The organism is Faecalibacterium butyricigenerans (assembly GCF_020687345.1).
Classification (GTDB): domain Bacteria; phylum Bacillota; class Clostridia; order Oscillospirales; family Ruminococcaceae; genus Faecalibacterium; species Faecalibacterium butyricigenerans.
Genome location: NZ_JAJEQL010000001.1, coordinates 187,088 through 211,217 on the forward strand (window position 1 = coordinate 187,088; position 24,130 = coordinate 211,217).

Here is a 24,130-nt window from a genome sequence, read left to right on the forward strand (position 1 = left end):
TCCCCTACCGAGGGGAGCCTCTGGCGAAGAGGTAAAGTTTTCCGCCCTGCCAAAGCCTCCCCTCGATAGGGGAGGTGGCACGGCAAAGCCGTGACGGAGAGGTTTTTCTTATTCTACCATCAAATCTTGAAATAGTCCACGCCGCCCTCGAAGATCGGCTGATACTTATCGCCGGTGACATTCTTGTAGAGGTACTCGCCGCTGCGCTCCGAGTGGCCCATCTTACCAAAGACGCGGCCGTCCGGGCTGGTGATGCCCTCGATGGCGAGGACGGAGCCGTTGGGGTTATACCGCAGGTCCATGCTGGGGTTGTCGTCCTGATCGACGTACTGAGTTGCGATCTGGCCGTTGGCGATGAGGGTATCCAGCACGCTCTGGGGTGCCACAAAGCGTCCCTCGCCGTGGCTGATGGCCACGGTGTGCTGGTCGCCCACGCTGCACTTGGACAGCCACGGACTGCCGGTGGAAGCAATGCGGGTGCGCACCAGCATACTCTGGTGGCGGCCGATGGTGTTGAAGGTCAGGGTCGGGTCGCAGGACGTGATGGGGCGGATGTCGCCGTAAGCGGCCAGACCCAGCTTGATGAGGGCCTGGAAGCCGTTGCAGATGCCCAGCATCAGGCCGTCACGGTGCTGCAGCAGGTCGCGGACCGCCTCGGTGACGGCCGGGCTGCGGAAGAAGGAGGCGATGAACTTGGCGCTGCCGTCCGGCTCGTCGCCACCGGAGAAGCCGCCGGGCAGCATGACGATCTGGCTCTCGTTGATGGCCTTCACCAGTGCCTCGCAGCTGGCAGTGACGTCAGCGGGGGTCAGGTTGCGGATGACCAGCACCTCGGGGTCAGCACCGGCGCGGGCAAAGGCGCGGGCGGTGTCGTACTCGCAGTTGGTGCCCGGGAAGACCGGGATGATGACCTTCGGCTTTGCCACGCCGATCTTGGGCGCAGCGGGAGCGGTCAGGCTGCCGCTGATCTTCTCGACGACGGGGCCGGACTTGCGGTAGGGGTAGACCGGCTCGAGCTTGGACTCCCAGATCTCCTGCAGCTGTGCCATATCCAGCTTGTCGCCGCAGCACTCGAAGACGTAGTCCGCCGTGGTCTCGCCCAGCAGCTCACCGGCCGGGGCGTCGGAGACCATCTCCAGCACGATGGAGCCGTACATGGGCTTGAACATATCGTGGGTGGACATCTTGGTCATCATCTTGAAGCCGATGCGGTTGCCCAGACCCATCTTGAAGAGGGCCTCGGCCAGACCGCCGTAGCCCACAGAGCAGGCGGAGGCCACGATGCCCTCCTCCATCATCTGCTCGACGATCTTATAGTTGGCTTTCAGGGAGAAGAAGTTGGGGCATCCGGTCGCCGGATCGAGGATGGGCCGGAGGAGGACGACCGTGCTCTCCGGCTTCTTGAACTCGGTGGAGACGACGCGGCTGGCCTTGCCGATGGCCGTGGCGAAGGACACCAGCGTAGGAGGCACATCCAGCTGCTCGAAGGAGCCGGACATACTATCCTTGCCGCCGATGGAGGCGATGCCGAGGCCCATCTGGGCATCCAGAGCGCCCAGCAGAGCGGCCAGCGGCTTGCCCCAGCGCTCCGGCACATTGCCCAGACGCTCGAAATACTCCTGGAACGTCAGGTAGGCGTCCTCATAGCGGAAGCCGCTGGCCACCAGTTTGGTCACGCTCTCGATCACGGCCATCTGTGCGCCTACATACTGGTCAGCGCTCATCAGATAGGGGTTGTAGCCCCATGCCATGCCGGAGCAGGTGTTGGTCTCGCCGTCCACCGGCAGCTTGGCCACCATGGCGTTCTGGGGGGTCAGCTGGCGTGCGCCGCCGAAGGGCATCAGCACGGTGGCTGCGCCGATGGTGGAGTCGAACCGCTCCGAAAGGCCCTTCTTGCTGCAGACGTTCAGGTCGCCCACCATGTTCTTCATCTTCTGCTCGAAGGTCACACCGGCCCACTGAGGCTGCCAGACGGTGCCCTTCTCGATGTGGACGTTCTGGTGCTTCTCGGCACCGTTGGAGTTCAGGAACTCGCGGCTGATGTTGACGATGGACTTGCCGTTCCACACCATGTTCAGACGCTTTTCTTCCGTGACCTTCGCCACGGGGGTGGCCTCAAGGTTCTCCTCGGTGGCAATGGCGATGAACTTGTCCACATCCTCGGGAGCCAGCGCCACGGCCATCCGCTCCTGACTCTCGCTGATGGCCAGCTCGGTGCCATCGAGGCCGTCGTACTTCTTCGTGACCTTGTTCAGGTCGATATACAGGCCGTCGGCCAGCTCGCCGATGGCGACGGAGACGCCGCCTGCGCCGAAGTCGTTGCAGCGCTTGATCATCTTGCAGGCATCCTCGCGGCGGAACAGGCGCTGCAGCTTGCGCTCGATGGGGGCGTTGCCCTTCTGCACCTCGGCACCGCAGTGCTCGAGGCTGTCCAGCTTGTGGGCCTTGGAGGAGCCGGTAGCGCCGCCGATGCCGTCACGGCCGGTGCGGCCGCCCAGCAGGACGATGACGTCGCCGGGGGCGGGGCACTCGCGGCGGACGTGGGAAGCGGGGGTCGCGCCCACGACAGCACCGATCTCCATACGCTTTGCCACATAGCCGGGGTGATAGATCTCATCCACCTGACCGGTGGCGAGGCCGATCTGGTTGCCGTAGGAGGAATAACCGGCGGCAGCGGTCGTCACCAGCTTGCGCTGAGGCAGCTTGCCGGGCAGGGTCTCGCTGACGGGCTTGAGGGGGTCGCCTGCGCCGGTGACGCGCATGGCCTGATAGACATAGCTGCGGCCGGACAGGGGATCACGGATGGCACCGCCGATGCAGGTGGCCGCGCCGCCGAACGGCTCGATCTCGGTGGGATGGTTGTGGGTCTCATTCTTGAAGAGGAAGAGCCAGTCCTCGTCCTTGCCGTTGACATCACACTTGATCTTGACGGTGCAGGCGTTGATCTCCTCAGACTCATCGAGGTTCTTCAGGACACCCTGCTTTTTCAGCTCCTTGGCACCGATGGTGGCAAGGTCCATCATGCAGCGGGGCTTGTTCTCACGGCCAAGGTCGGCGCGCATAGCCATGTAGCGGTCAAATGCCTTCTGCACCACGGCATCGTCGATCTGGACGTCGTCCAGAATGGTGCCGAAGGTGGTATGGCGGCAGTGATCGGACCAGTAAGTGTCGATCATCTTGATCTCAGTAATGGTCGGGTCCCGCTTCTCCGAGCGGAAATACTCCTGACAGAACTTGATGTCGCCGAGGTCCATCGCAAGGCCCTTCTCATCGATGAACTTCTTCAGGCCCTCCTCGTCCAGCTCGTTGAAGCCGTCCAGAACGGCCACCTCGGTGGGAACGGGATACTCCATCTTCAGGGTAGCCTTGGTGTCCAGCGAAGCCTCGCGGGCCTCCACGGGGTTGATGACGTATTTCTTGATCTCGGCCAGCTGCTCGTCGGTCAGGGTGCCCTCCAGCAGGTAGACGCGGGCAGAGCGCACCAGCGGGCGCTCGCCCTGACTGATGAGCTGGATGCACTCGGCGGCAGAGTCGGCGCGCTGGTCGAACTGGCCGGGCAGGTACTCCACGGCAAAAGACACGCAGCCGTCCGCAGCGGGCAGCTCCGCATAGGTATTGTCCACCGGCGGCTCGCTGAACACAGTGGGCACGCACTGCTCGAACAATGCCTCGTCGATGCCCTCCACGTCGTAGCGGTTGAGCAGCCGCAGGCCGCTCAGCTCCTTGATGCCCAGCAGCGAGACCAGCTCGTTGCGCAGGCTCTGGGCCTCGCCGTCGAAGCCGGGTTTCTTTTCAACATAGATACGATATACCATTGGGTATTTCCCTCCTGTATCGATTTTTCCGTCCGGGCGGAACCTCTCCGCCGCGCCGCCTCCCCCTACCGAGGGGAGGCCTTGGCATATCGGAGAAGTTTTCCTCTTCGCCAGAGGCTCCCCTCGATAGGGGAGCTGTCTGCGAAGCAGACTGAGAGGTTATTCTTCCGCCAGCGCCTTCAGCGCCCGCATCCCGATGTCGGTGCGCTTGTGCAGCTTGTCGAAGTGGATGTGCTCTACGGCCTCGTAGGCGATGGCGATGGCCCGGGGCAGACCGGGCGCAGTGGCCGTCACACCCAGCACGCGGCCGCCGTTGGTGACGAGCTGACCGTCCTCGGCGATGGCCGTGCCGGAGTGGTAGACCGTGACGTCCGGCTCATCGGGCAGCTGACCGTCCACAAGGCCGGTGATGGGCTTGCCCTTCTCGTAGGCCACAGGGTAGCCGCCGGAGGCGAGGATGACGCAGGCAGCCGCGCCGTCGGAGAACTTCACCTCGGTGTCGGCCAGCGTGCCCTCGGTGCAGGCGGTCATGATCTTCAGCAGGTCGCTCTCCAGCAGGGGCAGCACCACCTGCGTCTCGGGGTCGCCGAAGCGGCAGTTGTACTCGATGACCTTCGGGCCGTCCGGGGTGAGCATGAGGCCGAAGTAGAGACAGCCCTTGAAGGGGCAGCCCTCAGCGTTCATGGCCTTGATGGTGGGCAGGAAGATCTTTTCCATGCACTCGGCGGCGATGGCCGGGGTGTAGTAGGGGTTGGGGGCGACGGTGCCCATGCCGCCGGTGTTCAGGCCGGTGTCGTGGTCGTTGGCACGCTTGTGGTCCATGGAGGACACCATCGGCTTGACCACCTTGCCGTCGGTGAAGCTGAGGACACTGACCTCGGGACCGGTGAGGAACTCCTCCACGACCACATGGTTGCCGGAAGCGCCGAACTTTTTATCCAGCATGATCTCCTTGACGCCCTCGGCAGCCTGCTCTTCGTTCTCGCAGATGAGCACGCCCTTGCCCAGCGCAAGGCCGTCGGCCTTGATGACCACAGGATACTTGCCCTCGGCCTTGATGTACTCCATGACCTTGGCGGGGTCGTCGAAGGTCTCATACTTCGCGGTGGGGATGCCATACTTCTTCATCAGGTCTTTGGAGAAGACCTTGGAGGCCTCGATGCGGGCCGCAGCCTTGTCCGGGCCGAACGCCGGGATGCCGACCTTTGCCAGAGCGTCCACCATGCCCAGTGCCAGCGGGTCGTCCTGCGCTACTACGACATAGTCGAACTTTTCCGTCTCTGCAAAGCCCACCATCGTCTCCACATCGGTGGCCTTGATGTTGACGCAGTGGGCGTCATAGCCGATGCCGCCGTTGCCGGGCGCACACCAGACCTCACCGCAGTCGGGGCTTTTTTTCAGTGCCTTGATGATGGCGTGCTCACGTCCGCCGCCGCCAACGACCAGAATTTTCTTTGCCATTTTTATGCCCCCTTAGTGATGGAACAGCCGGATGCCGCAGAAGGCCATCGCAATGCCGTACTTATTGCAGGTGTCGATGACCTGCTGGTCACGGATGGAGCCGCCGGGCTGGACGATGGCGGTGACGCCGGAACGGCGTGCCCGCTCGATGTTGTCGCCGAAGGGGAAGAACGCATCCGAGCCGAGGCAGACGCCGGTGACATGGCTCAAATACTCCTTCTTTTCCTCAACGGTCAGCGGCTCAGGCTGACGAGTGAAGGTCTCGGCCCAGACATCGTCGCCGATGACGTCCTCCGGGGTGTCGCCGATGTAGACATCGATGGCGTTGTCACGGTTGGGCTTTGCCACATCGTCGCGGAAGGGCAGGTCCAGCACCTTCGGCATATGGCGCAGCTGCCAGTTGTCGGCCTTCTGGCCCGCCAGACGGGTACAGTGGATGCGGCTCTGCTGGCCTGCGCCCACGCCGATGGTCTGGCCGCCTGCGGTGTAGCAGACGCTGTTGGACTGGGTATATTTCAGGGCGATGAGGGCGATGATGAGGTCGCGCTTCTGCTCCTCGGTCACGGTCTTGTTCTCCGTGACCCAGTTGTTCAGCATGGTGTCGGCGTTGATGACCAGCTCGTTGCGGCCCTGCTCGAAGGTGATGCCGTAGACCTGCTTGTGCTCCACGGAGGCGGGCTTATAGGCAGGGTCGATGGCGACCACGTTGTAGTTTCCCTTCTTCTTGCCGGCGAGGATGGTCAGGGCCTCCGGCTCATAGCCCGGGGCGATGATGCCGTCGGACACCTCGTGCTGGATGAGCTTTGCCGTGGGCACATCGCAGACGTCGGAGAGGGCGATCCAGTCGCCGAAGGAGGACATCCGATCTGCGCCGCGGGCGCGGGCATAGGCGCAGGCCAGCGGCGAAAGCTCCATGTCCGGGGCGATGTGGTACATCTTCCGCTCCACCTCGCTCAGGGGCAGGCCGAGGGCCGCGCCCGCCGGGGAGACGTGCTTGAAGGAGGCGGCGGCAGGCAGGCCGCAGGCCTCTTTCAGCTCCTTGACCAGCTGGATGGAGTTGAGGGCATCCAGAAAATTGATGTAGCCCGGCTTGCCGTTCAGGACGGTGACGGGCAGATCAGAGCCGTCCTCCATATAGATGCGGCTGGGCTTCTGGTTGGGGTTGCAGCCGTACTTCAGCGCAAGTTCATTCATTTGGTGCATCCTCCTTGTATCTCGTGTTATTCTTCCTCGGCGTCGAGCTTCTTCAGCAGCTCCAGCTCCTCGGGCAGCAGCTCCGGCTCCTCGGGGTCGTCGAGGTCGCTGCACACAGCGTCGTATTTGTTGAAGATCATGTCGCCGCTCTCGCCGGTCTCGAGGTCGATGACCCGGGCGAAGAGGCTGACCTTGTTGTCGGGGTTCAGGTTCTGCCACAGGCCATGGGCGAAATCGCCGATGGTGCGGGGGCAGGCGAAACGGAGCGGCTCGCCCTCAAAGCTGGGGATGGGGCTGCCGTTGTGCTTATAGGTGCTGATGAAGTGACCCTCCCCGGCCACGGGCTGCGGGTAGTCGAAGAAATAGCGCTGCACGCTCTCGCCGTTGCCGTCAGCAGACTTCAGGATGCTCATCTGATAGCTGCCGTCAGCGTACACCACAGCGGAGATGCGGGGGGTGTAGTTCGGCTCGTCCGGCTCGAAGGTGCGGGTGCGCAGGGCGTCGGCAAAGCTGCGGCCCCGGCTCATCTCGTCAAAGATGGTGTCGGTCTGGTCGCCGTTGGTGACGATGTGGGTCTTGCCGAGGGTCAGCACGGGGTTATAGATGATGAGGCTGGGGTCCTCCAGCTTGGCCGGGTCTGCTGCCATCGTGCAGATGCCGCCCCGCTCGGGCACTGGGTCGAATACCCGGTTGCGGCTGTTCTCGCTGCGGCCCATGATGAAATAGCCAATGAACATCTGACGGCCATCCGGTGCTTTTGCCACCGCGATGCCGCGGCCGGGGTACTCGTTGGAGGCCAGATATTCGTTCAGGTCGATCTTTTCCATTGTCTTTCTCCTATCGTTAAACCTCTCCGCTGCAGACCATCGCCACCGCCTGCGGCAGCAGCTTCCACTCGGCCTGCTCCATCACCCGCTTCTGCAGCACCTCGGGGGTGTCGCCGGGCAGGATGTCCACGGCCTTTTGTAACAGGATCGGCCCGCCATCGCACTCCTCATTGACGAAGTGGACGGTGGCGCCCGTCACCTTGCAGCCCCGGGCCAGCGCGGCCTCGTGGGGGCGCAGGCCGTACATACCCGGCCCGCAGAAGGACGGGATGAGGGCGGGGTGGATGTTCAGGATGCGGCGGGGATAGGCCTCGATGACGCTGGGACCGAGCACCGAGAGGAAGCCCGCCAGCACCACGAGGTCGATGTCGTGTTCCTTCAGCGTCTTCAGCAGGGCGGCGTCGAACGCCTCGCTGGTGGCGTAGTCCTTCCGGCGGACGACCACGCCCTCGACGCCTGCCTTGGCTGCGCGCTCCAGCGCGTAGACGCCGGGCTTGGATGCCACCACCAGCGTGATCTTGCCGTCCGGGTTCTCGCCCCGGGCCTCACTGTCCAGCAGGGCCTGCAAATTGGTGCCGCCGCCGGACACTAACACAGCGATGTTCAGCACAGCTCGACACCCTCACCTTCTGCGATGACGCCCAGACGATAGGCCTCCGGCTCACCGTTGGCGTGGAGGATGTCCAGTGCCTTGTCGGCCTGCTCGGCGGGGACGGTCAGCACCATGCCGACGCCCATGTTGAAGGTGTTGAACATATCGTGCTCGGAGATATTGCCGGTCTTCTGCATCAGCTGGAAGAGAGCCGGAGTGCGGACATCCTCCTTCTTGATGCGGGCGCAGCAGCCCTTCTTCAGGCTGCGGGGGATGTTCTCGTAGAAGCCGCCGCCGGTAATGTGGGAGATGCCCTTGACATCCACCTCTTCCAGCACCTTCAGCACCGGCTTGACGTAGATCTTAGTGGGGGCCAGCAGGGCCTCGCCGAGGGTCTTGCCGCCCAGCTCTGCGGGGGCAGTCTTGAGAACGGCGGGGTCGCCGTCGATGTCGAAAATCTTGCGCACCAGCGAGAAGCCGTTGGAGTGGACGCCGGTGGAGGGCAGGGCGATGATGACGTCGCCGGGCTTCATGGTCTCGTTGCTCAGGATCTTTTCCTTGTCCACGACGCCCACGGTGAAGCCGGCCAGATCATACTCCTCCTCCGGCATCATGCCCGGATGCTCTGCGGTCTCGCCGCCCACCAGAGAGCAGTCGGCCTGCACGCAGCCCTCGGCCACGCCCTTGACGATCTCGGCGATCTTCTCGGGGATGTTCCGGCCGCAGGCGATGTAGTCGAGGAAGACCAGCGGCTTTGCACCGGCGCAGATGACATCGTTGACGCACATGGCCACGCAGTCGATGCCGATGGTGTCATGCTTGTTCAGGATCATGGCGATCTTCAGCTTGGTGCCCACGCCGTCGGTGCCCGAGATGAGGACGGGGTGCTGATAGCCGGTGCAGTCCAGCTCGAACAGGCCGCCGAAGCCGCCCAGCCCGCCGATGCAGTGCTCGTTCATGGTGCGGGCCACATACTGCTTCATGAGTTCGACCGAGCGGTAGCCTGCGGTGATGTCCACACCTGCGGCTGCATAGCTTTCCGAATAACTCTTTTCCATTGTTACTCTCCTAACTTTTTCTCGTCCTTGGGACGGTCATTCAGGTGGCGTTCATGAATATCGGTGGAAAGCACCTCTTCCGGCTTCACGGCGTACTGGCCGGTGAAGCAGGCAGTGCAGAAGCCGCCGTTCGCGTTCTGGGCCAGCCGGACGACGTGCTCCGTCGAAAGGTAGCCCAGCGTGTCGGCCCCGATGATCTCGTTGATCTCGTCCACCGTGCGGCCGGTGGCGACCAGCAGCTTCTGGTCGGGGATGTCGGTGCCGAAATAGCAGGGATATTTGAAGGGGGGCGCGGAAACACGGAAGTGGACTTCCTTCGCTCCGGCGTCCCGCAGCAGCTTGATGATGCGGGCGGAGGTGGTGCCGCGCACGATGGAGTCATCCACCAGCACCACCCGCTTGCCCTTGACGGTGCTGGACACGACGTTCAGCTTGATGCGGACGCTGTTCTCGCGCTGCTTCTGGCTGCCCTGAATGAAGGTGCGGCCGATGTATTTATTCTTGATGAAGCCGATGCCGTAGGGGATGCCGCTCTCCTGCGAGTAGCCGAGGGCCGCATCAAGGCCGGAGTCCGGCACACCGATGACCACATCGGCCTCCACGGGGTGTTCCTGTGCGAGGAAGCGGCCTGCCTGCTTGCGGGCCTCATGCACCGAGCTGCCCTCAATGATGCTGTCGGGGCGGGCGAAGTAGATGAACTCGAAGACGCACATCTGGCGGTCGGGACGGCCGCAGTGGTCTTTGATGGAGCGCAGCTCACCAGTCTTGGTGTCGGCGATGACGATCTCGCCCGGCTCCACATCCCGCAGCAGCGTCGCACCGACGGCGTCCAGCGCACAGCTCTCGCTGGCGAAGGCATAGCCGCCGCCGGGCAGGGTGCCGATGCACAGGGGCCGGTAGCCCCGGGGGTCGCGGGCCGCGATGAGCTTGGTGGCCGACATGACCACAAGGCTGTAAGCGCCCTCGAGGACATCCATCGTCTTGCTGATGGCGATCTCGATGCTTCCCATCCGCAGGCGGTTGCGGGTGACGAGGTAGCAGATGACCTCGGTATCGGAGGAGCCGTGGAAGATAGCGCCCTCGTTTTCCAGCTGGCGGCGAAGCTCCAGAGCGTTCGTCAGGTTGCCGTTGTGGCAGAGGGCCATGGTGCCCCGGCCATGCCGGACGATCATGGGCTGGGCGTTGGCCCGGACGCGGCTGCCGGCGGTGGCGTAGCGGACATGGCCGGTGGCCATATGGGCCGTGGGCTTTGCCAGCGAAGCCAGCACCGCCGGGGTGAGCACCTCATTGACAAGGCCGAGGTCTCGGTGGCCGTTGATGACGCCGTCATCGTTCACGGCGATGCCGCAGCTCTCCTGCCCACGGTGCTGCAGAGCGTACAGGGCCGAGTAAGCGGCAGCCGCCACATCCTCCGTGCCTGCACGGTCATAGATGCCGAAAACGCCGCACTCTTCGTGAAGCGGGTATGCAAAATCAGACATTACAGTTCCTCGATCTCTTTCTGCAGTTTTTCTTCCTTTGCGGCGATCTGCTGCGCCATCGCGGTGCGCTCAGCCTCCAGACGGCCGGCCAGCGCCTCGTCGCCGAGGGCCAGGATCTCAGCAGCCAGCCATGCGGCGTTCTTTGCGCCGTTCAGGGCCACCGTAGCCACCGGGATGCCGCTGGGCATCTGGACGGTGGCCAGCAGTGCGTCCAGACCGTCCATCGCGCCGCCCTTCATCGGGATGCCGATGACCGGCAGGGTGGTGTTGGCGGCGAAAGCACCAGCCAGATGTGCTGCCATGCCCGCCGCGCAGAGGATGACGCCGAAGCCGTCTGCCTTTGCCTTTTTTGCGAAGTCCGCCGCCTCGGCGGGGGTGCGGTGGGCCGACAGGATGTGGGCCTCAAAGGGGATGTCCAGCGCCTTGAGCTGGGCGCAGGCCCCCTTGACCACCGGCCAATCACTATCCGAACCCATGATGACTGCCACTTTACGAATCATCTGTATCCAACCTCTCTTTCTCAAAATCCCACGACACAAAAACAAAAAAGGCTGTGATGCACCTACACCACGGCCTTTTATTTCGTCTGCGACAGCATAGACTCGCAGCAGGTTACACGAAGGCCCTGATGCATCCCCGCGCCGAGACGGCACTTGGTACTCAGCAGCTCATTCCACATTCTGCTCCTCCTCCGCAAACCTCGTTGTCCACGCTGTTCTTTCCGGCTGAAAAAAGAGTTTGCCTGCCCTTCCGTCCGCCGTCTAGATACAGTATACGGCAAAAAAACGCCTTTGCAAAGAGCGTTCGGGCAAATTTTCCCTTGTGTTCTCTGCTGTCAAAAAACTTTCTAAAATTTTGTGCAGTTTCGACATCGTTTTTCTTTTTAAGTACGACTTCTTGGAGAAACTTTCTATAATAAATATTCTTTTAAAGGCTCTCCCTCCGGGAGAGCTGACGCAACGCGCCTGAGGGGCTTTTCAGAAGATGATCTTCGCGGTCGTTGCCCGTGCAGCCTTGATGAGGTCGGCAGCGGCGCAGCACACCTGCGTGCCGATGCGCCCGCCGGAGACGTAGACCTTCGGCTGGCTCAGCACGCTCTCGTCAAAGACGGTAGTGTACTGCTTCTTCATGCCCACCGGGCTGCAGCCGCCCCGGACATAGCCGGTGACTTTGTTGATGTCGGCAACGTGGATCATCGCCACGCTCTTTTCGCCCACGCTGCGGGCGGCGGCCTTCAGGTCAAGCTCCGCTGCCACCGGGATGACGAAAACGAAGTAGTTCCTGCTGGCCCCCTGCGTCACCAGCGTCTTGTAGACGCAGGCGGGGTCCTCGCCCATGCTGGCGGCGACGGTCACGCCGTCCACCGCCACGCCCTCTTCGTGGGGATATTCATGCGCGGTATAGGCCACCTTGGCCCGCTCCAAGATGCGCATGGCGTTCGTTTTTGCTTCTTTGCCCATATGTAAGACCTCTATTGTTGTATTAACCTCTCCGTCACGCCTTACGGCGTGCCACCTCCCCTATCGAGGGGAGGCCTTGGCATAGCGGAAAACTTCTCCTCTTCGCCAGAGGCTCCCCTCGGTAGGGGAGCTGTCGAGCGAAGCGAGACTGAGAGGTTGAGTCCAGATTTATTCTACCACTTTCTCTCCCAAAATTCAAAAACTTTTGAGAAAGCTCTTGACTTCATGAAACTGAAGTGATATGCTATGTCCATGCCCCGTCACTTCACGATAGTGAAGTTCATGATACTGAAACATCTGCGGCAAGGCGGCTTCCTCTCCCCTGCCGTACGGAAATAGGAAAAGGAGAACCCGCCATGATCATCGTACTCAAACAGGACGCCCCCGAAGCCAAGGTCCACGAATTCTGCCGCGAGCTGGAAGGCATGGGCCTGCAGATCAATGACTCCAAGGGCAGCGACACCCATATCCTCGGCCTCATCGGCGACACCAAGGCCATCGCCGAGAGCTGGGTGCTGGCAAACCCGGTGGTCGAGACCTGCCGCCGCGTCTCTGAACCGTATAAGAAAGCCAACCGCAAATTCCATCCGGACGACAGCGTCATTGATGTGGAGGGCGTGAAGATCGGCGGCGGCAGCTTTGCTGTCATCGCAGGCCCGTGCAGCATCGAGAGCGAGGCCCAGATCACCTACTGCGCCCAGCGCGTCAAGGCCGCCGGTGCCTCCCTGCTGCGCGGCGGCGCATTCAAGCCCCGCACCTCCCCTTATTCTTTCCAAGGGATGCGCAGCGAGGGCCTCGACCTGCTCAAGCTGGCCCGCCGTGCCACCGGCTCCCCCATCGTCACCGAGATCATGAACACCGAGCATCTGCCCCTCTTTGAGAATGTGGACCTCATTCAGGTCGGCGCCCGCAATATGCAGAACTTCGAGCTGCTCAAGGCCGTGGGCCGTCAGAAGAAGCCCGTCCTGCTCAAGCGCGGCCTTGCCAACACGCTGGAGGAGTTCGTCATGAGCGCCGAGTACATCATGGCCGAGGGCAACGAGAATGTCATCCTCTGCGAGCGCGGCATCCGCACCTTCGAGACCAGTATGCGGAACACCCTCGACCTTGCCGGCGTGGTCATGCTCCACAAGATGACCCACCTGCCCGTCATCGTGGACCCCAGCCACGCCTGCGGCCACGCATGGATGGTGCCTCAGCTGGCAAAGGCCGCCGTCGCCGCCGGTGCCGACGGCCTGATGATCGAGGTCCACAACGACCCCGCCAAGGCCAAGTGCGACGGTGCCCAGAGCCTGACCCCCGACCAGTTCGACGAGCTGATGGACTTCATCGGCAAAGAGGTGGAGTTCTTCGGCAAGAAGATGAACTAAGTTACGCTTTCAGCGTTGACAATTCACGCTGAAACGATTATACTACAAATAAAGAAGGCACTGTCCCACAAATGGTCAGCGCTCTTCCGGCGTTAAGTCAAAAAGAATGACCGCTTGCTTGGAGAGGCAGGGGCGGTCATTTCTTTTTGCCGTTGGAAATCGTCCATGTAATCTGAAAGGTCACAAAAACTGCTCCGCCAATCAGGGCAAGCAGTTGAATAACTTCACTCAGCGTCATAGAACATCCCCCCTTTCGCTCTCGCGTCAGGGGAAGCAAAAAGATATTCGTCTCCACTGGCGCTTGGCCGGAGGAGCGTGACCACCTGCATTTGCAGACAGTGCCTGCCGCCATTTCCGACGGCAGTTTCAGAATATCACAACTTTTGACAAAATACAATAGCGTCTTTCTTGTTCGACTGCTGCCCGCTTTGCAAAAAGGGTCGGCAGTCGTTTTCTTTTTCCGTTCTTTATGGTATACTATAGTGTATTTTGATTTATCCTTTGAAAAAGAGGTACAATGCAATGAAAGCACATATCGCACGCAACCAGAACGCCGGCGTCCCGCTGGCGCTGGGCTGGAACCTGTCCGCCGCCGACCGGGGCATCCTTGAGGGGATGGCCCCCGCCTTTGGCATGAAGCTGCTGCCCGTCTCCCCCGCCGACGCAGGCAAGACCGTCGCCCAGCTGCTGGGCGAGGTGGAGGTCAAGACCTCCCGCACCCTCGTGCTGGAGCCGGGGGCCTATCCTCCTGCGCTGGTGCTGGCAAACTTCCGGGAAAAAGACCTCGACACCCTGCTGGACCTCATGAAGCAGGCGCAGGTGAACATTCCCCTCAAGGCCGTCATCACCCCCTCCAACAAGAACTGGGTCTTCGGCGACCTGCTGGCTCACCTGTCTGAGGAGCACGCCGCCTTCACGGCTGCGGCAAAGGAGCAGGCATGAGCATCAAGCGCTTTGTTTCCGCCCTGCTGGCCGGGACGCTCTGCCTGAGCCTCCTTGCTGCCTGCGGCTCATCCCAAAAGCCTGCGGCCTCCGGCGTGAGCGCGGATGCCCAGCGGTACAGCACCATCTTTTACGACGCTTTTGACACCGTAACGCAGGTCATCGCCTACTGCGACAGCGAGGAGGAGTTCAACCGCCAGATGGACGCCCTCCACACCGACCTGCTGGAATACCACCGTCTCTACGACATCTACAACGACTACGACGGCGTGGTGAACGTCAAGACCATCAACGACAACGCGGGCACTGCCCCGGTTCAGGTGGACGATAAGATCCTCGGGATGCTGGAGCTGGCCCGGCAGATGTACGACACCACCGGCGGCAAGCTGAACATCGCCATGGGCAGCGTCCTCCGCATCTGGCACGACTGCCGCGAAGCCGCCGAGGCCACCGAAAGCGAGGCGGACAACCAGCTGCCCTCGCAGGAAGCGCTGGATGCCGCCGCACAGCACTGTGACATCTCCGACCTCGTCATCGACGAGGAGGCCAAGACGGTCTACCTCTCCGACCCCGCCATGTCCCTCGACGTGGGCAGCGTGGGCAAGGGCTACGCCGTCGAGATGGTGGCGCAGGCTGCTGAGGCCCGGGGCCTGACCAGCGCCCTCATCAGCGTGGGCGGCAACCTCCGCGCCATCGGCACAAAACCCGACGGCTCCCAGTGGTCGGGCGGCGTGGAAAACCCGTGGAACTCCTCCGAGGTCTACACCGCCAGCTCTTCCTACGTTTCCGGCGTCAACATGAGCGACATGGCCCTCGTCACCAGCGGCAACTACCAGCGGTACTACGTCGTGGACGGCGTGCGCTACCACCACCTCATCGACCCGGACACCCTCTGGCCCGCCCGCTACTTCGACAGCGTCAGCGTCCTCTCCCCCGACTCCGGCGCGGCCGACTGCCTCACCACCGGCCTGTTCTGTATGCCGCTGGAAGAGGGACAGAAGCTCGTCGAGTCCCTCGACGGCGTGGAGGCCCTCTGGTGCACGCCGGACGGCGATATTATAAGCTCCAGCGGCTGGTCTGACCACGAGAAAAAGTAACAGAAAGCGAAAGTCCCCTCTTCGTCACGGTTCTTGCTCCAATGACGAAGAGGGGACTTTTATATCCTATATATCAAAAATATTTCCGTGCGTTCACTCTTCCATACAGGCATACTTTGCCATCAGGACAGCTCCGCCGGTCACGAGTGCAACGACAAGCTCCACCACCCAGACAGATGCCACTGCACTGAGCAGAACGGCCAGCGAATCGATGACAAAGTGGAACAGATACGCATTGAGCAGGTCTTTCCGGGACTTTTTGCGGATGGACTGGAACACCAGAATCGAAAGGCTCACATGGAGCACCACCGCCAAAAGCCGCTCTACGCCGCCTGCAAAAAACGTCAGGCTCGGTGTCGTCCACAGCGCCGAAAGAGCCGCTGCCGTGTCTGCCGCCTTCTTTGCGTCAAGAGACGCCAGCTGTGCAGACATGGTGCCGGAGTTTATCATCACGGCACTTGCGATGTTGCTGATGGATGCCACGCCGCACAGAAGCATTGCCTCCACGCCGCCGTGTCCGGCACCATACATAAAGGCGTTCGGAAAGTCCATCGGCTTCACCAGAAACCTCATGGCGATGTAACGGCCAGTCTCTTCAAAAAGTGCTGCCATCAGGCCGCCATAGACCGCGTATAGGATCACGCTTCCGGTCAGCGCTTCTCCGGCCAGCTGGAACACGATGCGATGGATGGCAGCTTCCAGCATCACCACCATCACGAAGAAAACGCCGCACCCGATAAAGAACGGTGCCGCCTTCGCGCCCAGCTTCTTCTTTGCGTAGATGAAAAGGCCTATGGGAAGTGCGAAGGAGACGACAAGGGAAAATACCATGCCTGCGATGCTTGCTGCGGGGACTGTCATAAGCGTCATAACTGCGCCCTTTCTGCCTGTACGGCTCTCTGCTGTCTGCCATATCCGTCTGCCATGGACTCCGGCGGCTCCGCATTTCCCATGCGGGCCGTCTTTCCTTTGGGGATACCAGAATCATATCACTTTCCCCCTTCTCTGTCAAAGGAAACGCAAAAGGCCCCGCCCATCCGTAAAATGGACAGGCAGGCCCTCTGCTTTGGAGAAATTGGAGAAATATCGCTTATGTTCGAAAGGAGTCTTAACGCTTGTATTTGGATGCGGTCTGCAGCCGCTGCATGGCACGGTCGAGGGCGATCTTCGTCTGATAGTACTCGTGCATACTCTGCTTGTGCTGCAAGCGCTCTTCGGCGCGGATGCGGGCGGCCTCGGCGCGGTTCTTGTCGATGTCCTCGGGCCGCTCGGCGCTGTCCACCAGCAAAAGCACGAAGGTGGGCGTCACCTCGGCGATGCCGTCACCGACCAGAATTTCCCGGGTCTCGCCGTCCACGGTGAACTTGAGCATTCCCATGTGGATGGCCACCAGCACCGGGCTGTGACCGGCCTGCACACCGTAGACGCCGTCCTTCACGGGCAGCACCATGCTCTCGCAGCTGCCCTGATAGAACTCACCGCTGGAGGCCGTGATGTTGAGGATGAAGCTGTTCATCAGGCCTCACCGCCTTTTTCCTCCGCCAGCTTGTCCGCTGCCTTCTTGCGGGCGTCGTCGAGGGTGCCCACGTTGAAGAAGGCCCACTCGGGCAGGTCGTCGCACTTGCCGTCCACGATGGCGGCAAAGCCCTTGACCGTCTCGGCCAGCGGCACATATTTGCCGGGCAGGCCGGTGAAGTTCTCGGCCACCGCGAAGGGCTGGGAGAGGAACTTCTGCAATTTACGGGCACGGGTGACGGTGAGCTTGTCTTCCTCGCTCAGCTCATCCATGCCGAGGATGGCGATGATGTCCTGCAGCTCCTGATAGCGCTGCAGCGTCGCCTGCACCTTGCGGGCCACGCGGTAGTGCTCCTCACCCACGATGTCTGCTTCCAGAATGCGGGAGGTGGAGGCCAGCGGGTCCACGGCGGGGTAGATGCCCTGCTCCACGATCTTACGGCTCAGGACGGTGGTAGCGTCCAGATGGGCGAAGGTGGTGGCGGGAGCGGGGTCAGTCAGGTCGTCGGCAGGGACGTAGACAGCCTGCACCGAGGTGATGGAGCCGTCGCGGGTGGAGGTGATGCGCTCCTGCAGAGCGCCCAGCTCGTTTGCCAGCGTGGGCTGGTAGCCGACGGCGGAGGGCATACGGCCCATCAGGGCGGAGACCTCAGAGCCTGCCTGCACGAAGCGGAAGATGTTGTCGATGAAGAGCAGCACGTCCTTATGCGTCTCCTCACGGAAATACTCCGCCATGGTCAGGCCCGTCTCGGCCACGCGCATACGTGCTCCGGGAGGCTCGTTCATCTGGCCGAAGACCAGCGCAGTCTTGTTGAGGACGCCGGAGGCGTTCATCTCGCCCCAGAGGTCGCAGCCCTCGCGGGAGCGCTCGCCGACGCCGGTGAAGATGGAGTAGCCGCCGTGCTCGGTGGCCACATTATGGATCAGCTCCTGGATCAGGACGGTCTTGCCGACGCCTGCACCGCCGAACAGACCGATCTTGCCGCCCTTGGCGTAGGGAGCCAGCAGGTCGATGACCTTGATGCCGGTCTCCAGAATTTCAGTAGCGGGCTTCTGCTCTGCAAAGCTGGGGGCCTTGCGGTGGATGGGCCAGTGGGGCACCTCGTCCACCGAACCCTTGCCGTCGATGGGGCGGCCCAGCGGGTCGAACATACGGCCCAGCGTGGCCTCGCCCACCGGGGCAGTCAGGCCGTGGCCGGTGGCAGTGACCACCATGCCCTTGCCCAGACCTTCGCTGGCCGAGAGCATGATGCAGCGCACCGTCGATTCGTTGACGTGCTGCGCCACCTCCATCGTGCGCTCAGTGCCCTCTGCGGTCACGGTCAGCGCTTCCTGCAGGGCAGGCAGTCGGCCTGCGGCGAACTGGACGTCCACCACAGGGCCGGCTACGCGGATAATAGTTCCCTGTATCATAGATTTGCCTCGTTTTGTTATTCTTGATTCTTCACCGCCGACGCGCCGCCGATGATCTCGGTGATCTCCTGTGTGATGGAGCCTTGGCGGGTGCGGTTGTATTCCAGCTGCAAGTCGCGGATCATATCGTTTGCGCTCTTGGTGGCCGAGTCCATGGCCGTCATGCGGGCGCTCTGCTCGGCGCAGAAGCTCTCGGTCATGGCGCCGAAGATCATGCCGTGCATATAGATGGGCGCGGTCTGCTCGAACACTGTCCAAGCATCGGGCACCAGCTCCACCTCGCCGCGGGGATCGCCCAGACCCTTGGGAGCGGGCTGCAGATGCTCGCGGTCCAGCGGCAGCAGCCGCTCCATGACCGGCTCACTGGTGAGCGCGTTCTGGATCTTGGTATAGATGAGATAGATCTCATCCAGCTTGCCCGACTTAAAATCGTCGATGGCGTCCACCGTGATGTCACGGGCACGCTGCAAAGACGGTGCCGTCGCGCCGTACTGGAACTCCTTCACCAGCCGGGGGTCCTTGCGGAGGGCGCGGTAGCCCACCTGACCGATGACATAGAACCGGTCGTTTTCATCGGCCTTTTCCAGCAGGAGCTTCAGCACGTTCTGATTGAAAGAGCCTGCCATGCCCTTGTCCGCCGTCAGCACCAGATAGGCGCGGCGGGGGTTGCCGTCCTCCCGCTGCCGCTCGTGGAAATACGGGTGCACCGGCTCCTCGGGCAGATGGGGGACGACACGGGAGATGGTGTCCCTCATGCGGGTGAAGTAGGGCAGGACGTTCTGGTAATTCCTGCGTGCCTTGCGCAGTTTGGAGGAAGAGATCAGATACATCGCATTCGTGATCTTGCGGGTATCCTGAATGCTCTCGATGCGCTCTTTCAGCAGCTTACTGGACGCCATGATTCTCGCCTCCCTCGTAGGCCTTCCATGCGTTCAGAATGGTGTCGGTCTGCTCGGGGGTGAGCTTGCCGGTGGCCGTGATGGCGTCCATCGTGCCGGACACGTCTGCATGGAACTGGCGCACAAAGGCGGCGGTGCGTGCCCGCTGTTCCGCGAGGGGCACATCGTCCAGCATCCCGTGGGAGGCCAGCACGAGGATGACCACCTGCTCGGCGTCGGTCTTGGGCTGATAGAGCGGCTGCTTGAGCATCTCGGTCAGGGCCTTGCCGTGTTCCAGCTGATGGCGGGTCTCGGCGTCCAGATCCGAGCTGAACTGAGCGAAGGACTCCATGTCCTTGTACTGGGCCAGCTCGATGCGCAGGTTGGCGTTGGCCTTCTTCATGGCCTTGGTCTGGGCTGCGCCGCCCACACGGGAGACGGACAGGCCCACATTGACGGCCGGGCGGTTGCCGGCGTTGAAGAGGGCGCTCTCAAGGAAGATCTGTCCGTCGGTGATGGAGATGACGTTGGTGGGGATGTAGGCGGACACGTCGCCGGCCTGCGTCTCCACGATGGGCAGAGCGGTAATGGAGCCGCCGCCCAGCGCGTCGCTCATCCGGCAGGAGCGCTCCAGCAGACGGGAGTGCAGATAGAAGACATCGCCGGGGTAAGCCTCACGGCCCGGAGAGCGGCGGAGCAGCAGCGAGATGGCACGGTAGGCCACCGCGTGCTTGGAAAGGTCGTCGTAAACGATGAGGACGCTCTTTCCCTGCGCCATGAAGTACTCGGCCAGCGCCGTGCCCGCATAGGGGGCGATGTACTGCAGCGGGGCGCTGTCGGAGGCGGTCGCCGCCACGATGGTGGTGTAGCTCATGGCACCATGCTTTTTCAGGTCCTCGGCCACGCGGGCGATGGAGGAAGCCTTCTGGCCGATGGCGACATAGATGCAGAGCACGCCGGTGTCCTTCTGGTTCAGGATGGCATCGGTGGCGATGGAGGTCTTGCCGGTCTGGCGGTCGCCGATGATCAGCTCACGCTGGCCGCGGCCAATGGGGAACATGGAGTCGATGGCGAGGATGCCGGTGTGGAGCGGAGTGTCCACGCTCTGGCGTTCGAGGATGCCGGGGGCCTGCTTCTCGATGGGGTTGTAGCCCACAGCCTCGACAGGGCCTTTGCCGTCGATGGGTTCGCCCAGCGGGTCGATGACACGGCCAAGGAAGCCCTCGCCCACCGGGATGCCCGCGCGCTTGCCGCTGCGGGTGACCATGGTGCCGACGCCGACGCTCTCCGCGCCGTCAAAGAGCATGATGCCCAGACGGCCCGGCTCGACGCTCTCCACCATGCCCTTTGCACCGTTCTCGAAGGTGACGATCTCGCCGTAGACAGCGCGGTCCATTCCTTCTACTTCCACGATGCCATCGGCAGAGGAGACGACCACGCCGCCCTCCTCGCTGGTGGCCGCGGGCTTGTAGTCCTCGATGCGGGTCTTGAGGGTGGCCAGAGAGGGCTTGTCGGCCATCATCTGGTCGATGGCGTGACGACCGGAGTTGTCAAAGACGCGGTCGCCGATCTGGAGCACATAGCCGGAGAGGAGGCTGTCGTCCACCGTGACGTTCAGGATGACCTCGGTGGCGTCGTACAGCTTGCAGACCTCTTTCTTGATCCGGTCCAGATCCTCCTCGCGGGGGGTTCGGGCGGCACGGAGGTCCGCTTTGACGATGCGGTTGGCCTCAAAGAACTCCTTGCTGAATTCACTTGCCATTTTCAGTCCCCGCTTTCTCCAACAGGTCGTCCAGCAGGCGTGCGTCGTCCTGCTCGTTCAGGTTGCGGGCCAGCAGCTTCTCGCACATGGCGCGGGCCAGTGCGGTGGTCTGGGCGTCGGCCTGACGCAGCTTGTGCTGGCGCTCGGCCTCAGCGGCGGCCTTGCCCTCGGCCAGAATGGCGTCGGCCTGCTTCTGGGCGTCGGCCAGCAGCTGCTGCTTGTCCTTTTCGGCCTGCTGTTCGTAGGCCGTGCGGCGGGCTGCTGCCTCGGCGTCCACATTGTGCAGCTTAGCCTGCGCGTCGTTCAGGGCCGCTGCGGCCTCCTGCTTGGAGGTCTCGGCGGCGTTCAAGGCGTCATCCACCTGCTTCTGGCGCTGCGCGATGATGTTCATGACAGGCTTGTACAGGAACTTGCGCAGCAGCAAAAACAGAACCAGAATGTTGACGACTGTATACAGAAGGTTCAGATTCAGAGTCAGCATTCGTCATGCCTCCGTGATCAACCCAGGAACAGGATGATGAGCAGAGCAACGACGAAGCCGAAGATGGCAGTACCTTCGGCCAGAGCTGCGCCCAGCAGGAGGTTGGTCTGGATCTTGCCGGAAGCCTCCGGCTGGCGGCTGATGGCCTCCGTTGCCTTGCCGGTGGCGATGCCGATGCCGATGCCGCCGCCGATACCAGTCAGCGCTGCGATGCCAGCGCCCAGAGCTACGAGTCCGTTCATAATTATTTCTCCTTTATGGTCAATATTCTTCTTTGGCTCTCCCCTTGGGAGAGGCTTTTGGGGTGGGTCACTCTTCTCCGCCAATGCTCTCTTTCATGAACAGCGAGGTGAGGAAGACGAAAACATAGGTTTGGATGAGACCGTCGAACAAATCAAAGTAGAGGCTGAAGATGGCCGGCACGAACACCGGGACCACCAGCTTGATCAGCTCCATGATGACGAAAGCGCCCAGCACATTGCCGAACAGTCGCATACACAGGCTGGTGGGGCGGATGGCGATCTCGAGGATGTTCATGGGGGTCATGATGGGGGTAGGAGCGGCGAGGCTTTTCAGGAAGCCTTTGCCGCCCCGGGCACGGACGCCGGAATACTCGATGAGGCAGATGCTCATGAGTGCCAGCGCAGCGGTGACATTCAGATCCTTCGTGGGGGGCTTGATGCCGAACACGCCGATGAGGTTTGCGCAGGCGATGTAGAGAGCCACCGTCACGAGGTAGGGCACATACCGCCTTCCCTGCTCGCCCAGCAGGCCCATGAAGAAGCCGTCGATGGTGGTGACTACCATCTCAAGGACAGCCTGCCGCTTGGAGATGTGATCCACCTTGAGGTTCCGGGTGAGCAGGATGGAGACGATCACCAGAAAGAGCATGATGCCCCAGCTCACCACCACGGATTCCGGCACCTGCAAGCCGCCGATGGAGACCATCTCCACGTTCAGCTCTTCTTTCAGGGCCGCAGTCAATGCGTTCATCGCTTTGCCTCCTTTCTGAGCAGAGTCTTATCTTGAAGCGTAAGGGTGTGGTTCGTTTTCACTCTATCTCCTTTCGTTTCTCTAGTCAAAGAGGCCGCGCCGAAAATCAAAGAAGGTGCGTCCGTTTTTCATGGAAACACACCCTCTTTCCGCGCTCAGCGCATCCTTTTGCGTCTGGTATCATAGCACGATTGGGCCGGTTTGATAAGCCCTTCGGTCGATATTCTACTTTTTGTTATATCTTATTTCACGCTTGTGCCGAAACTGTCGTACATCTTGCACAATATTTCGCTTTCAAACTGTCCATTTCAACCAATTTCTTAGCCATTTTTTAGCGATTCGTTTCATTTTTTGAGGTAATATGAAACGCTCTCGGCAGAAATATACACTCCATGTATATCGTGTATATAAAATTCATATAGTTGTCAAGCGCTTGATACCTGAAATTTTGTTAACCGGAGACTTATATAATATTACCTGTTTATAATAGGCTCACTGTTTCCCGCGGCGGAAGATGTGCCGGAAGAGAAAGCGGGCCAGCGGGCCGCAGTAGAACATCTGCCAGCACAGGGCCATCGGGAAGTTGCAGCCGAAGGTGTGCGCCCACATCCCAAAGCTGGGCTCCTTGAACAGCACGGTCGCTACAAGGCTCATGATGGGGCACATGATGCAGACGATCATCAGGGAGATGGCATAGGTGATGAACTGGGGGCTGTCCGAAGGACGCATAAAGGTGAAGGCCAATGCGGTGGCCAGCTTTTCCACTACAAAAAACTCCAGCACGAAGGCCACCGGCACCATGATGGGCATTTCATGCAGCGCCATGCCGAAGGTGGCGTTGGTCACACCGCCGGTGGCGAGGGCGACATTGTAGACGATCATTCCGTAGACCATGATCGCGGCCATCACGAGAGTAAAGACGATTTTTTCAAGCAGGGTCTTGGGCATTTTTGTTTTCTCCTCATTTTTGGTTGTGGGTAAAATGTCTTCTGGAACTTTCGCCGCACAAAAAAAGACAGACGAGGGCGGAACCTTCGTCTGTCTTTGCACGACTACCATTCATTGCCCGCTATGATAGCACAAACTCCCGCCCCGCGTAAGCATTTTTCGCCGTTTTCTCCCGTTTTGCGCAAATCCTTCCACGAACGACCCAAAATTTTCGGGCAGATTCGTTACTGCACCGCCTCCCCCGCCCGGAGCCACAGACGGTTTTGGCGCAGGGAAAATCTTTCGTCCTGATATTTGTACGACTCTCACAGTTTTTTAGTCGTTTCTTGAAAAAGTATGTCTAATTCATTGTGCACTCTGCGAATAGACAAAACAGGCTCGTGCGTGTATAATAAAGCCAGAAACCAGAGAAGTACAGCAGAAGTTCAAATGAGAACTCACCCCGCTGACTTTAAGAAGAAAGGAGCGAAGACCGATGGTTGATATGGAACCCGCACAGTGTGCACAGACTGTCGGGGTTCGCTGAGAAGCAAAACAGAGGCTCACCACAAACGGGATGTTTCCCCCGTATAAAAACACAACAACGAGAGCCGGTCTTGAGCATTCAATAAAGCGGATAACAGTACAGTCTGTGAAATAAATCCCTCGCGTTCAAATAGATCCGCCGAAGGTGATTCGAAATGAAGAAAGCTTTTGTACGGAGCATCGTATTTGAATAACTCCAAAGGAGAAACTCCAATGTACTAGTAATGACGCTCCCTTCGCAAATCTAACTCGAAAGAATGTGGTAATATGAAATTCATCTCTGTGATTCGTATCCCGCACTCCAACAGTTAAGAAAAG

21 protein-coding genes are annotated in these 24,130 nt (G+C 61.0%); 3 read left to right on the plus strand and 18 right to left on the minus strand.

Annotated elements, in window-relative coordinates:
• Positions 1 to 119: 119 nt before the first annotated feature.
• The 9 genes from LKD23_RS00865 to ybaK form a co-directional block, all read right to left on the minus strand.
• A complete protein-coding gene (locus LKD23_RS00865) occupies positions 120 to 3,815 on the minus strand; it encodes a phosphoribosylformylglycinamidine synthase (protein ID WP_227619917.1) in 3,696 nt (1,231 codons plus the stop codon).
• Positions 3,816 to 3,974: 159 nt separating this feature from the next.
• Positions 3,975 to 5,276, minus strand: a complete 1,302-nt coding sequence (purD, locus tag LKD23_RS00870) for a phosphoribosylamine--glycine ligase (protein ID WP_227619918.1) — start codon at positions 5,274 to 5,276, stop codon at positions 3,975 to 3,977.
• Positions 5,277 to 5,288: 12 nt separating this feature from the next.
• On the minus strand, positions 5,289 to 6,479 hold the full coding sequence (locus LKD23_RS00875) for a phosphoribosylaminoimidazolecarboxamide formyltransferase (protein WP_349138516.1): 1,191 nt from the start codon (positions 6,477 to 6,479) through the stop codon (positions 5,289 to 5,291).
• Between the two features lie 17 nt (positions 6,480 to 6,496).
• Positions 6,497 to 7,297 (minus strand): IMP cyclohydrolase, encoded by an 801-nt coding sequence (locus LKD23_RS00880; protein WP_227619920.1) that lies wholly within the window; start codon positions 7,295 to 7,297, stop codon positions 6,497 to 6,499.
• Between the two features lie 16 nt (positions 7,298 to 7,313).
• Positions 7,314 to 7,907, minus strand: coding sequence for a phosphoribosylglycinamide formyltransferase (gene purN / locus LKD23_RS00885; protein WP_227619921.1), 594 nt, complete (start codon positions 7,905 to 7,907; stop codon positions 7,314 to 7,316).
• Positions 7,901 to 8,947, minus strand: a complete 1,047-nt coding sequence (gene purM, locus LKD23_RS00890; protein WP_227619922.1) for a phosphoribosylformylglycinamidine cyclo-ligase — start codon at positions 8,945 to 8,947, stop codon at positions 7,901 to 7,903. Before purM ends, purN begins: the two co-directional genes overlap by 7 nt.
• Positions 8,948 to 8,949: 2 nt before the next feature.
• Positions 8,950 to 10,428, minus strand: a complete 1,479-nt coding sequence (purF, locus tag LKD23_RS00895) for an amidophosphoribosyltransferase (RefSeq protein WP_227619923.1) — start codon at positions 10,426 to 10,428, stop codon at positions 8,950 to 8,952.
• Positions 10,428 to 10,928: a 5-(carboxyamino)imidazole ribonucleotide mutase gene (gene purE / locus LKD23_RS00900; RefSeq protein WP_227619924.1), complete on the minus strand. Its 501-nt coding sequence runs from the start codon at positions 10,926 to 10,928 to the stop codon at positions 10,428 to 10,430. Before purE ends, purF begins: the two co-directional genes overlap by 1 nt.
• Positions 10,929 to 11,405: 477 nt before the next feature.
• The gene (gene ybaK, locus LKD23_RS00905) at positions 11,406 to 11,888 is read right to left on the minus strand and encodes a Cys-tRNA(Pro) deacylase (RefSeq protein ID WP_227619925.1); all 483 of its coding nucleotides are present in this window, start codon (positions 11,886 to 11,888) and stop codon (positions 11,406 to 11,408) included.
• A 356-nt stretch (positions 11,889 to 12,244) separates the two neighbouring features.
• Here ybaK and aroF point away from each other — a divergent pair, with 356 nt between their 5' ends.
• The 3 genes from aroF to LKD23_RS00920 all read left to right on the plus strand — a co-directional run bounded on the left by aroF (position 12,245) and on the right by LKD23_RS00920 (position 15,297).
• Positions 12,245 to 13,258 carry a 3-deoxy-7-phosphoheptulonate synthase gene (gene aroF, locus LKD23_RS00910; protein WP_227619926.1) on the plus strand — a complete coding sequence of 338 codons (1,014 nt, stop codon included), beginning with the start codon at positions 12,245 to 12,247 and terminating at the stop codon, positions 13,256 to 13,258.
• 522 nt (positions 13,259 to 13,780) lie between these two features.
• Positions 13,781 to 14,200, plus strand: a complete 420-nt coding sequence (locus LKD23_RS00915; protein WP_227619927.1) for a DUF3783 domain-containing protein — start codon at positions 13,781 to 13,783, stop codon at positions 14,198 to 14,200.
• On the plus strand, positions 14,197 to 15,297 hold the full coding sequence (locus tag LKD23_RS00920) for an FAD:protein FMN transferase (protein WP_227619928.1): 1,101 nt from the start codon (positions 14,197 to 14,199) through the stop codon (positions 15,295 to 15,297). The genes LKD23_RS00915 and LKD23_RS00920 overlap by 4 nt, the downstream gene beginning before the upstream one ends.
• A 93-nt stretch (positions 15,298 to 15,390) precedes the next feature.
• Here the strand turns inward: LKD23_RS00920 and LKD23_RS00925 are convergent, their stop codons facing one another.
• The 9 genes from LKD23_RS00925 to LKD23_RS00965 all read right to left on the minus strand — a co-directional run bounded on the left by LKD23_RS00925 (position 15,391) and on the right by LKD23_RS00965 (position 23,287).
• Positions 15,391 to 16,167, minus strand: a complete 777-nt coding sequence (locus LKD23_RS00925; protein ID WP_227619929.1) for a YhfC family intramembrane metalloprotease — start codon at positions 16,165 to 16,167, stop codon at positions 15,391 to 15,393.
• A 238-nt stretch (positions 16,168 to 16,405) separates the two neighbouring features.
• Positions 16,406 to 16,813: an ATP synthase F1 subunit epsilon gene (atpC, locus tag LKD23_RS00930; RefSeq protein WP_227619931.1), complete on the minus strand. Its 408-nt coding sequence runs from the start codon at positions 16,811 to 16,813 to the stop codon at positions 16,406 to 16,408.
• Positions 16,813 to 18,225 carry a F0F1 ATP synthase subunit beta gene (gene atpD / locus LKD23_RS00935; RefSeq protein WP_227619932.1) on the minus strand — a complete coding sequence of 471 codons (1,413 nt, stop codon included), beginning with the start codon at positions 18,223 to 18,225 and terminating at the stop codon, positions 16,813 to 16,815. The genes atpC and atpD overlap by 1 nt, the downstream gene beginning before the upstream one ends.
• A 17-nt stretch (positions 18,226 to 18,242) precedes the next feature.
• On the minus strand, positions 18,243 to 19,124 hold the full coding sequence (gene atpG / locus LKD23_RS00940; protein WP_227619933.1) for an ATP synthase F1 subunit gamma: 882 nt from the start codon (positions 19,122 to 19,124) through the stop codon (positions 18,243 to 18,245).
• A complete protein-coding gene (atpA, locus tag LKD23_RS00945; protein ID WP_227619934.1) occupies positions 19,111 to 20,865 on the minus strand; it encodes a F0F1 ATP synthase subunit alpha in 1,755 nt (584 codons plus the stop codon). Before atpA ends, atpG begins: the two co-directional genes overlap by 14 nt.
• Positions 20,855 to 21,346: a F0F1 ATP synthase subunit B gene (gene atpF / locus LKD23_RS00950; RefSeq protein WP_227619935.1), complete on the minus strand. Its 492-nt coding sequence runs from the start codon at positions 21,344 to 21,346 to the stop codon at positions 20,855 to 20,857. Before atpF ends, atpA begins: the two co-directional genes overlap by 11 nt.
• A gap of 17 nt (positions 21,347 to 21,363) precedes the next feature.
• Positions 21,364 to 21,588 carry an ATP synthase F0 subunit C gene (gene atpE / locus LKD23_RS00955; protein WP_015563599.1) on the minus strand — a complete coding sequence of 75 codons (225 nt, stop codon included), beginning with the start codon at positions 21,586 to 21,588 and terminating at the stop codon, positions 21,364 to 21,366.
• Between the two features lie 67 nt (positions 21,589 to 21,655).
• Complete coding sequence (locus LKD23_RS00960) at positions 21,656 to 22,339, minus strand: F0F1 ATP synthase subunit A (RefSeq protein ID WP_227619936.1); 684 nt, start codon at positions 22,337 to 22,339, stop codon at positions 21,656 to 21,658.
• Between the two features lie 492 nt (positions 22,340 to 22,831).
• Positions 22,832 to 23,287, minus strand: a complete 456-nt coding sequence (locus LKD23_RS00965) for a DUF2798 domain-containing protein (RefSeq protein WP_227619937.1) — start codon at positions 23,285 to 23,287, stop codon at positions 22,832 to 22,834.
• Between the last annotated feature and the right edge of the window lie 843 nt (positions 23,288 to 24,130).

Excerpts from the sequence above, each read along its gene's own strand:
- LKD23_RS00965 (WP_227619937.1), bottom strand. The coding sequence starts at position 23,287 with ATGCCCAAGACCCTGCTTGAAAAAATCGTCTTTACTCTCGTGATGGCC.
- purM (WP_227619922.1), bottom strand. The coding sequence starts at position 8,947 with ATGGAAAAGAGTTATTCGGAAAGCTATGCAGCCGCAGGTGTGGACATC.
- ybaK (WP_227619925.1), bottom strand. The coding sequence starts at position 11,888 with ATGGGCAAAGAAGCAAAAACGAACGCCATGCGCATCTTGGAGCGGGCC.
- atpA (WP_227619934.1), bottom strand. The coding sequence starts at position 20,865 with ATGGCAAGTGAATTCAGCAAGGAGTTCTTTGAGGCCAACCGCATCGTC.
- LKD23_RS00920 (WP_227619928.1), top strand. The coding sequence starts at position 14,197 with ATGAGCATCAAGCGCTTTGTTTCCGCCCTGCTGGCCGGGACGCTCTGC.
- atpG (WP_227619933.1), bottom strand. The coding sequence starts at position 19,124 with ATGGCGTCCAGTAAGCTGCTGAAAGAGCGCATCGAGAGCATTCAGGAT.
- LKD23_RS00925 (WP_227619929.1), bottom strand. The coding sequence starts at position 16,167 with ATGACGCTTATGACAGTCCCCGCAGCAAGCATCGCAGGCATGGTATTT.
- purF (WP_227619923.1), bottom strand. The coding sequence starts at position 10,428 with ATGTCTGATTTTGCATACCCGCTTCACGAAGAGTGCGGCGTTTTCGGC.
- atpE (WP_015563599.1), bottom strand. The coding sequence starts at position 21,588 with ATGAACGGACTCGTAGCTCTGGGCGCTGGCATCGCAGCGCTGACTGGT.
- LKD23_RS00960 (WP_227619936.1), bottom strand. The coding sequence starts at position 22,339 with ATGAACGCATTGACTGCGGCCCTGAAAGAAGAGCTGAACGTGGAGATG.
- purD (WP_227619918.1), bottom strand. The coding sequence starts at position 5,276 with ATGGCAAAGAAAATTCTGGTCGTTGGCGGCGGCGGACGTGAGCACGCC.
- atpD (WP_227619932.1), bottom strand. The coding sequence starts at position 18,225 with ATGATACAGGGAACTATTATCCGCGTAGCCGGCCCTGTGGTGGACGTC.
- LKD23_RS00915 (WP_227619927.1), top strand. The coding sequence starts at position 13,781 with ATGAAAGCACATATCGCACGCAACCAGAACGCCGGCGTCCCGCTGGCG.
- atpC (WP_227619931.1), bottom strand. The coding sequence starts at position 16,813 with ATGAACAGCTTCATCCTCAACATCACGGCCTCCAGCGGTGAGTTCTAT.
- LKD23_RS00865 (WP_227619917.1), bottom strand. The coding sequence starts at position 3,815 with ATGGTATATCGTATCTATGTTGAAAAGAAACCCGGCTTCGACGGCGAG.
- aroF (WP_227619926.1), top strand. The coding sequence starts at position 12,245 with ATGATCATCGTACTCAAACAGGACGCCCCCGAAGCCAAGGTCCACGAA.
- purE (WP_227619924.1), bottom strand. The coding sequence starts at position 10,928 with ATGATTCGTAAAGTGGCAGTCATCATGGGTTCGGATAGTGATTGGCCG.
- LKD23_RS00875 (WP_349138516.1), bottom strand. The coding sequence starts at position 6,479 with ATGCACCAAATGAATGAACTTGCGCTGAAGTACGGCTGCAACCCCAAC.
- LKD23_RS00880 (WP_227619920.1), bottom strand. The coding sequence starts at position 7,297 with ATGGAAAAGATCGACCTGAACGAATATCTGGCCTCCAACGAGTACCCC.
- atpF (WP_227619935.1), bottom strand. The coding sequence starts at position 21,346 with ATGCTGACTCTGAATCTGAACCTTCTGTATACAGTCGTCAACATTCTG.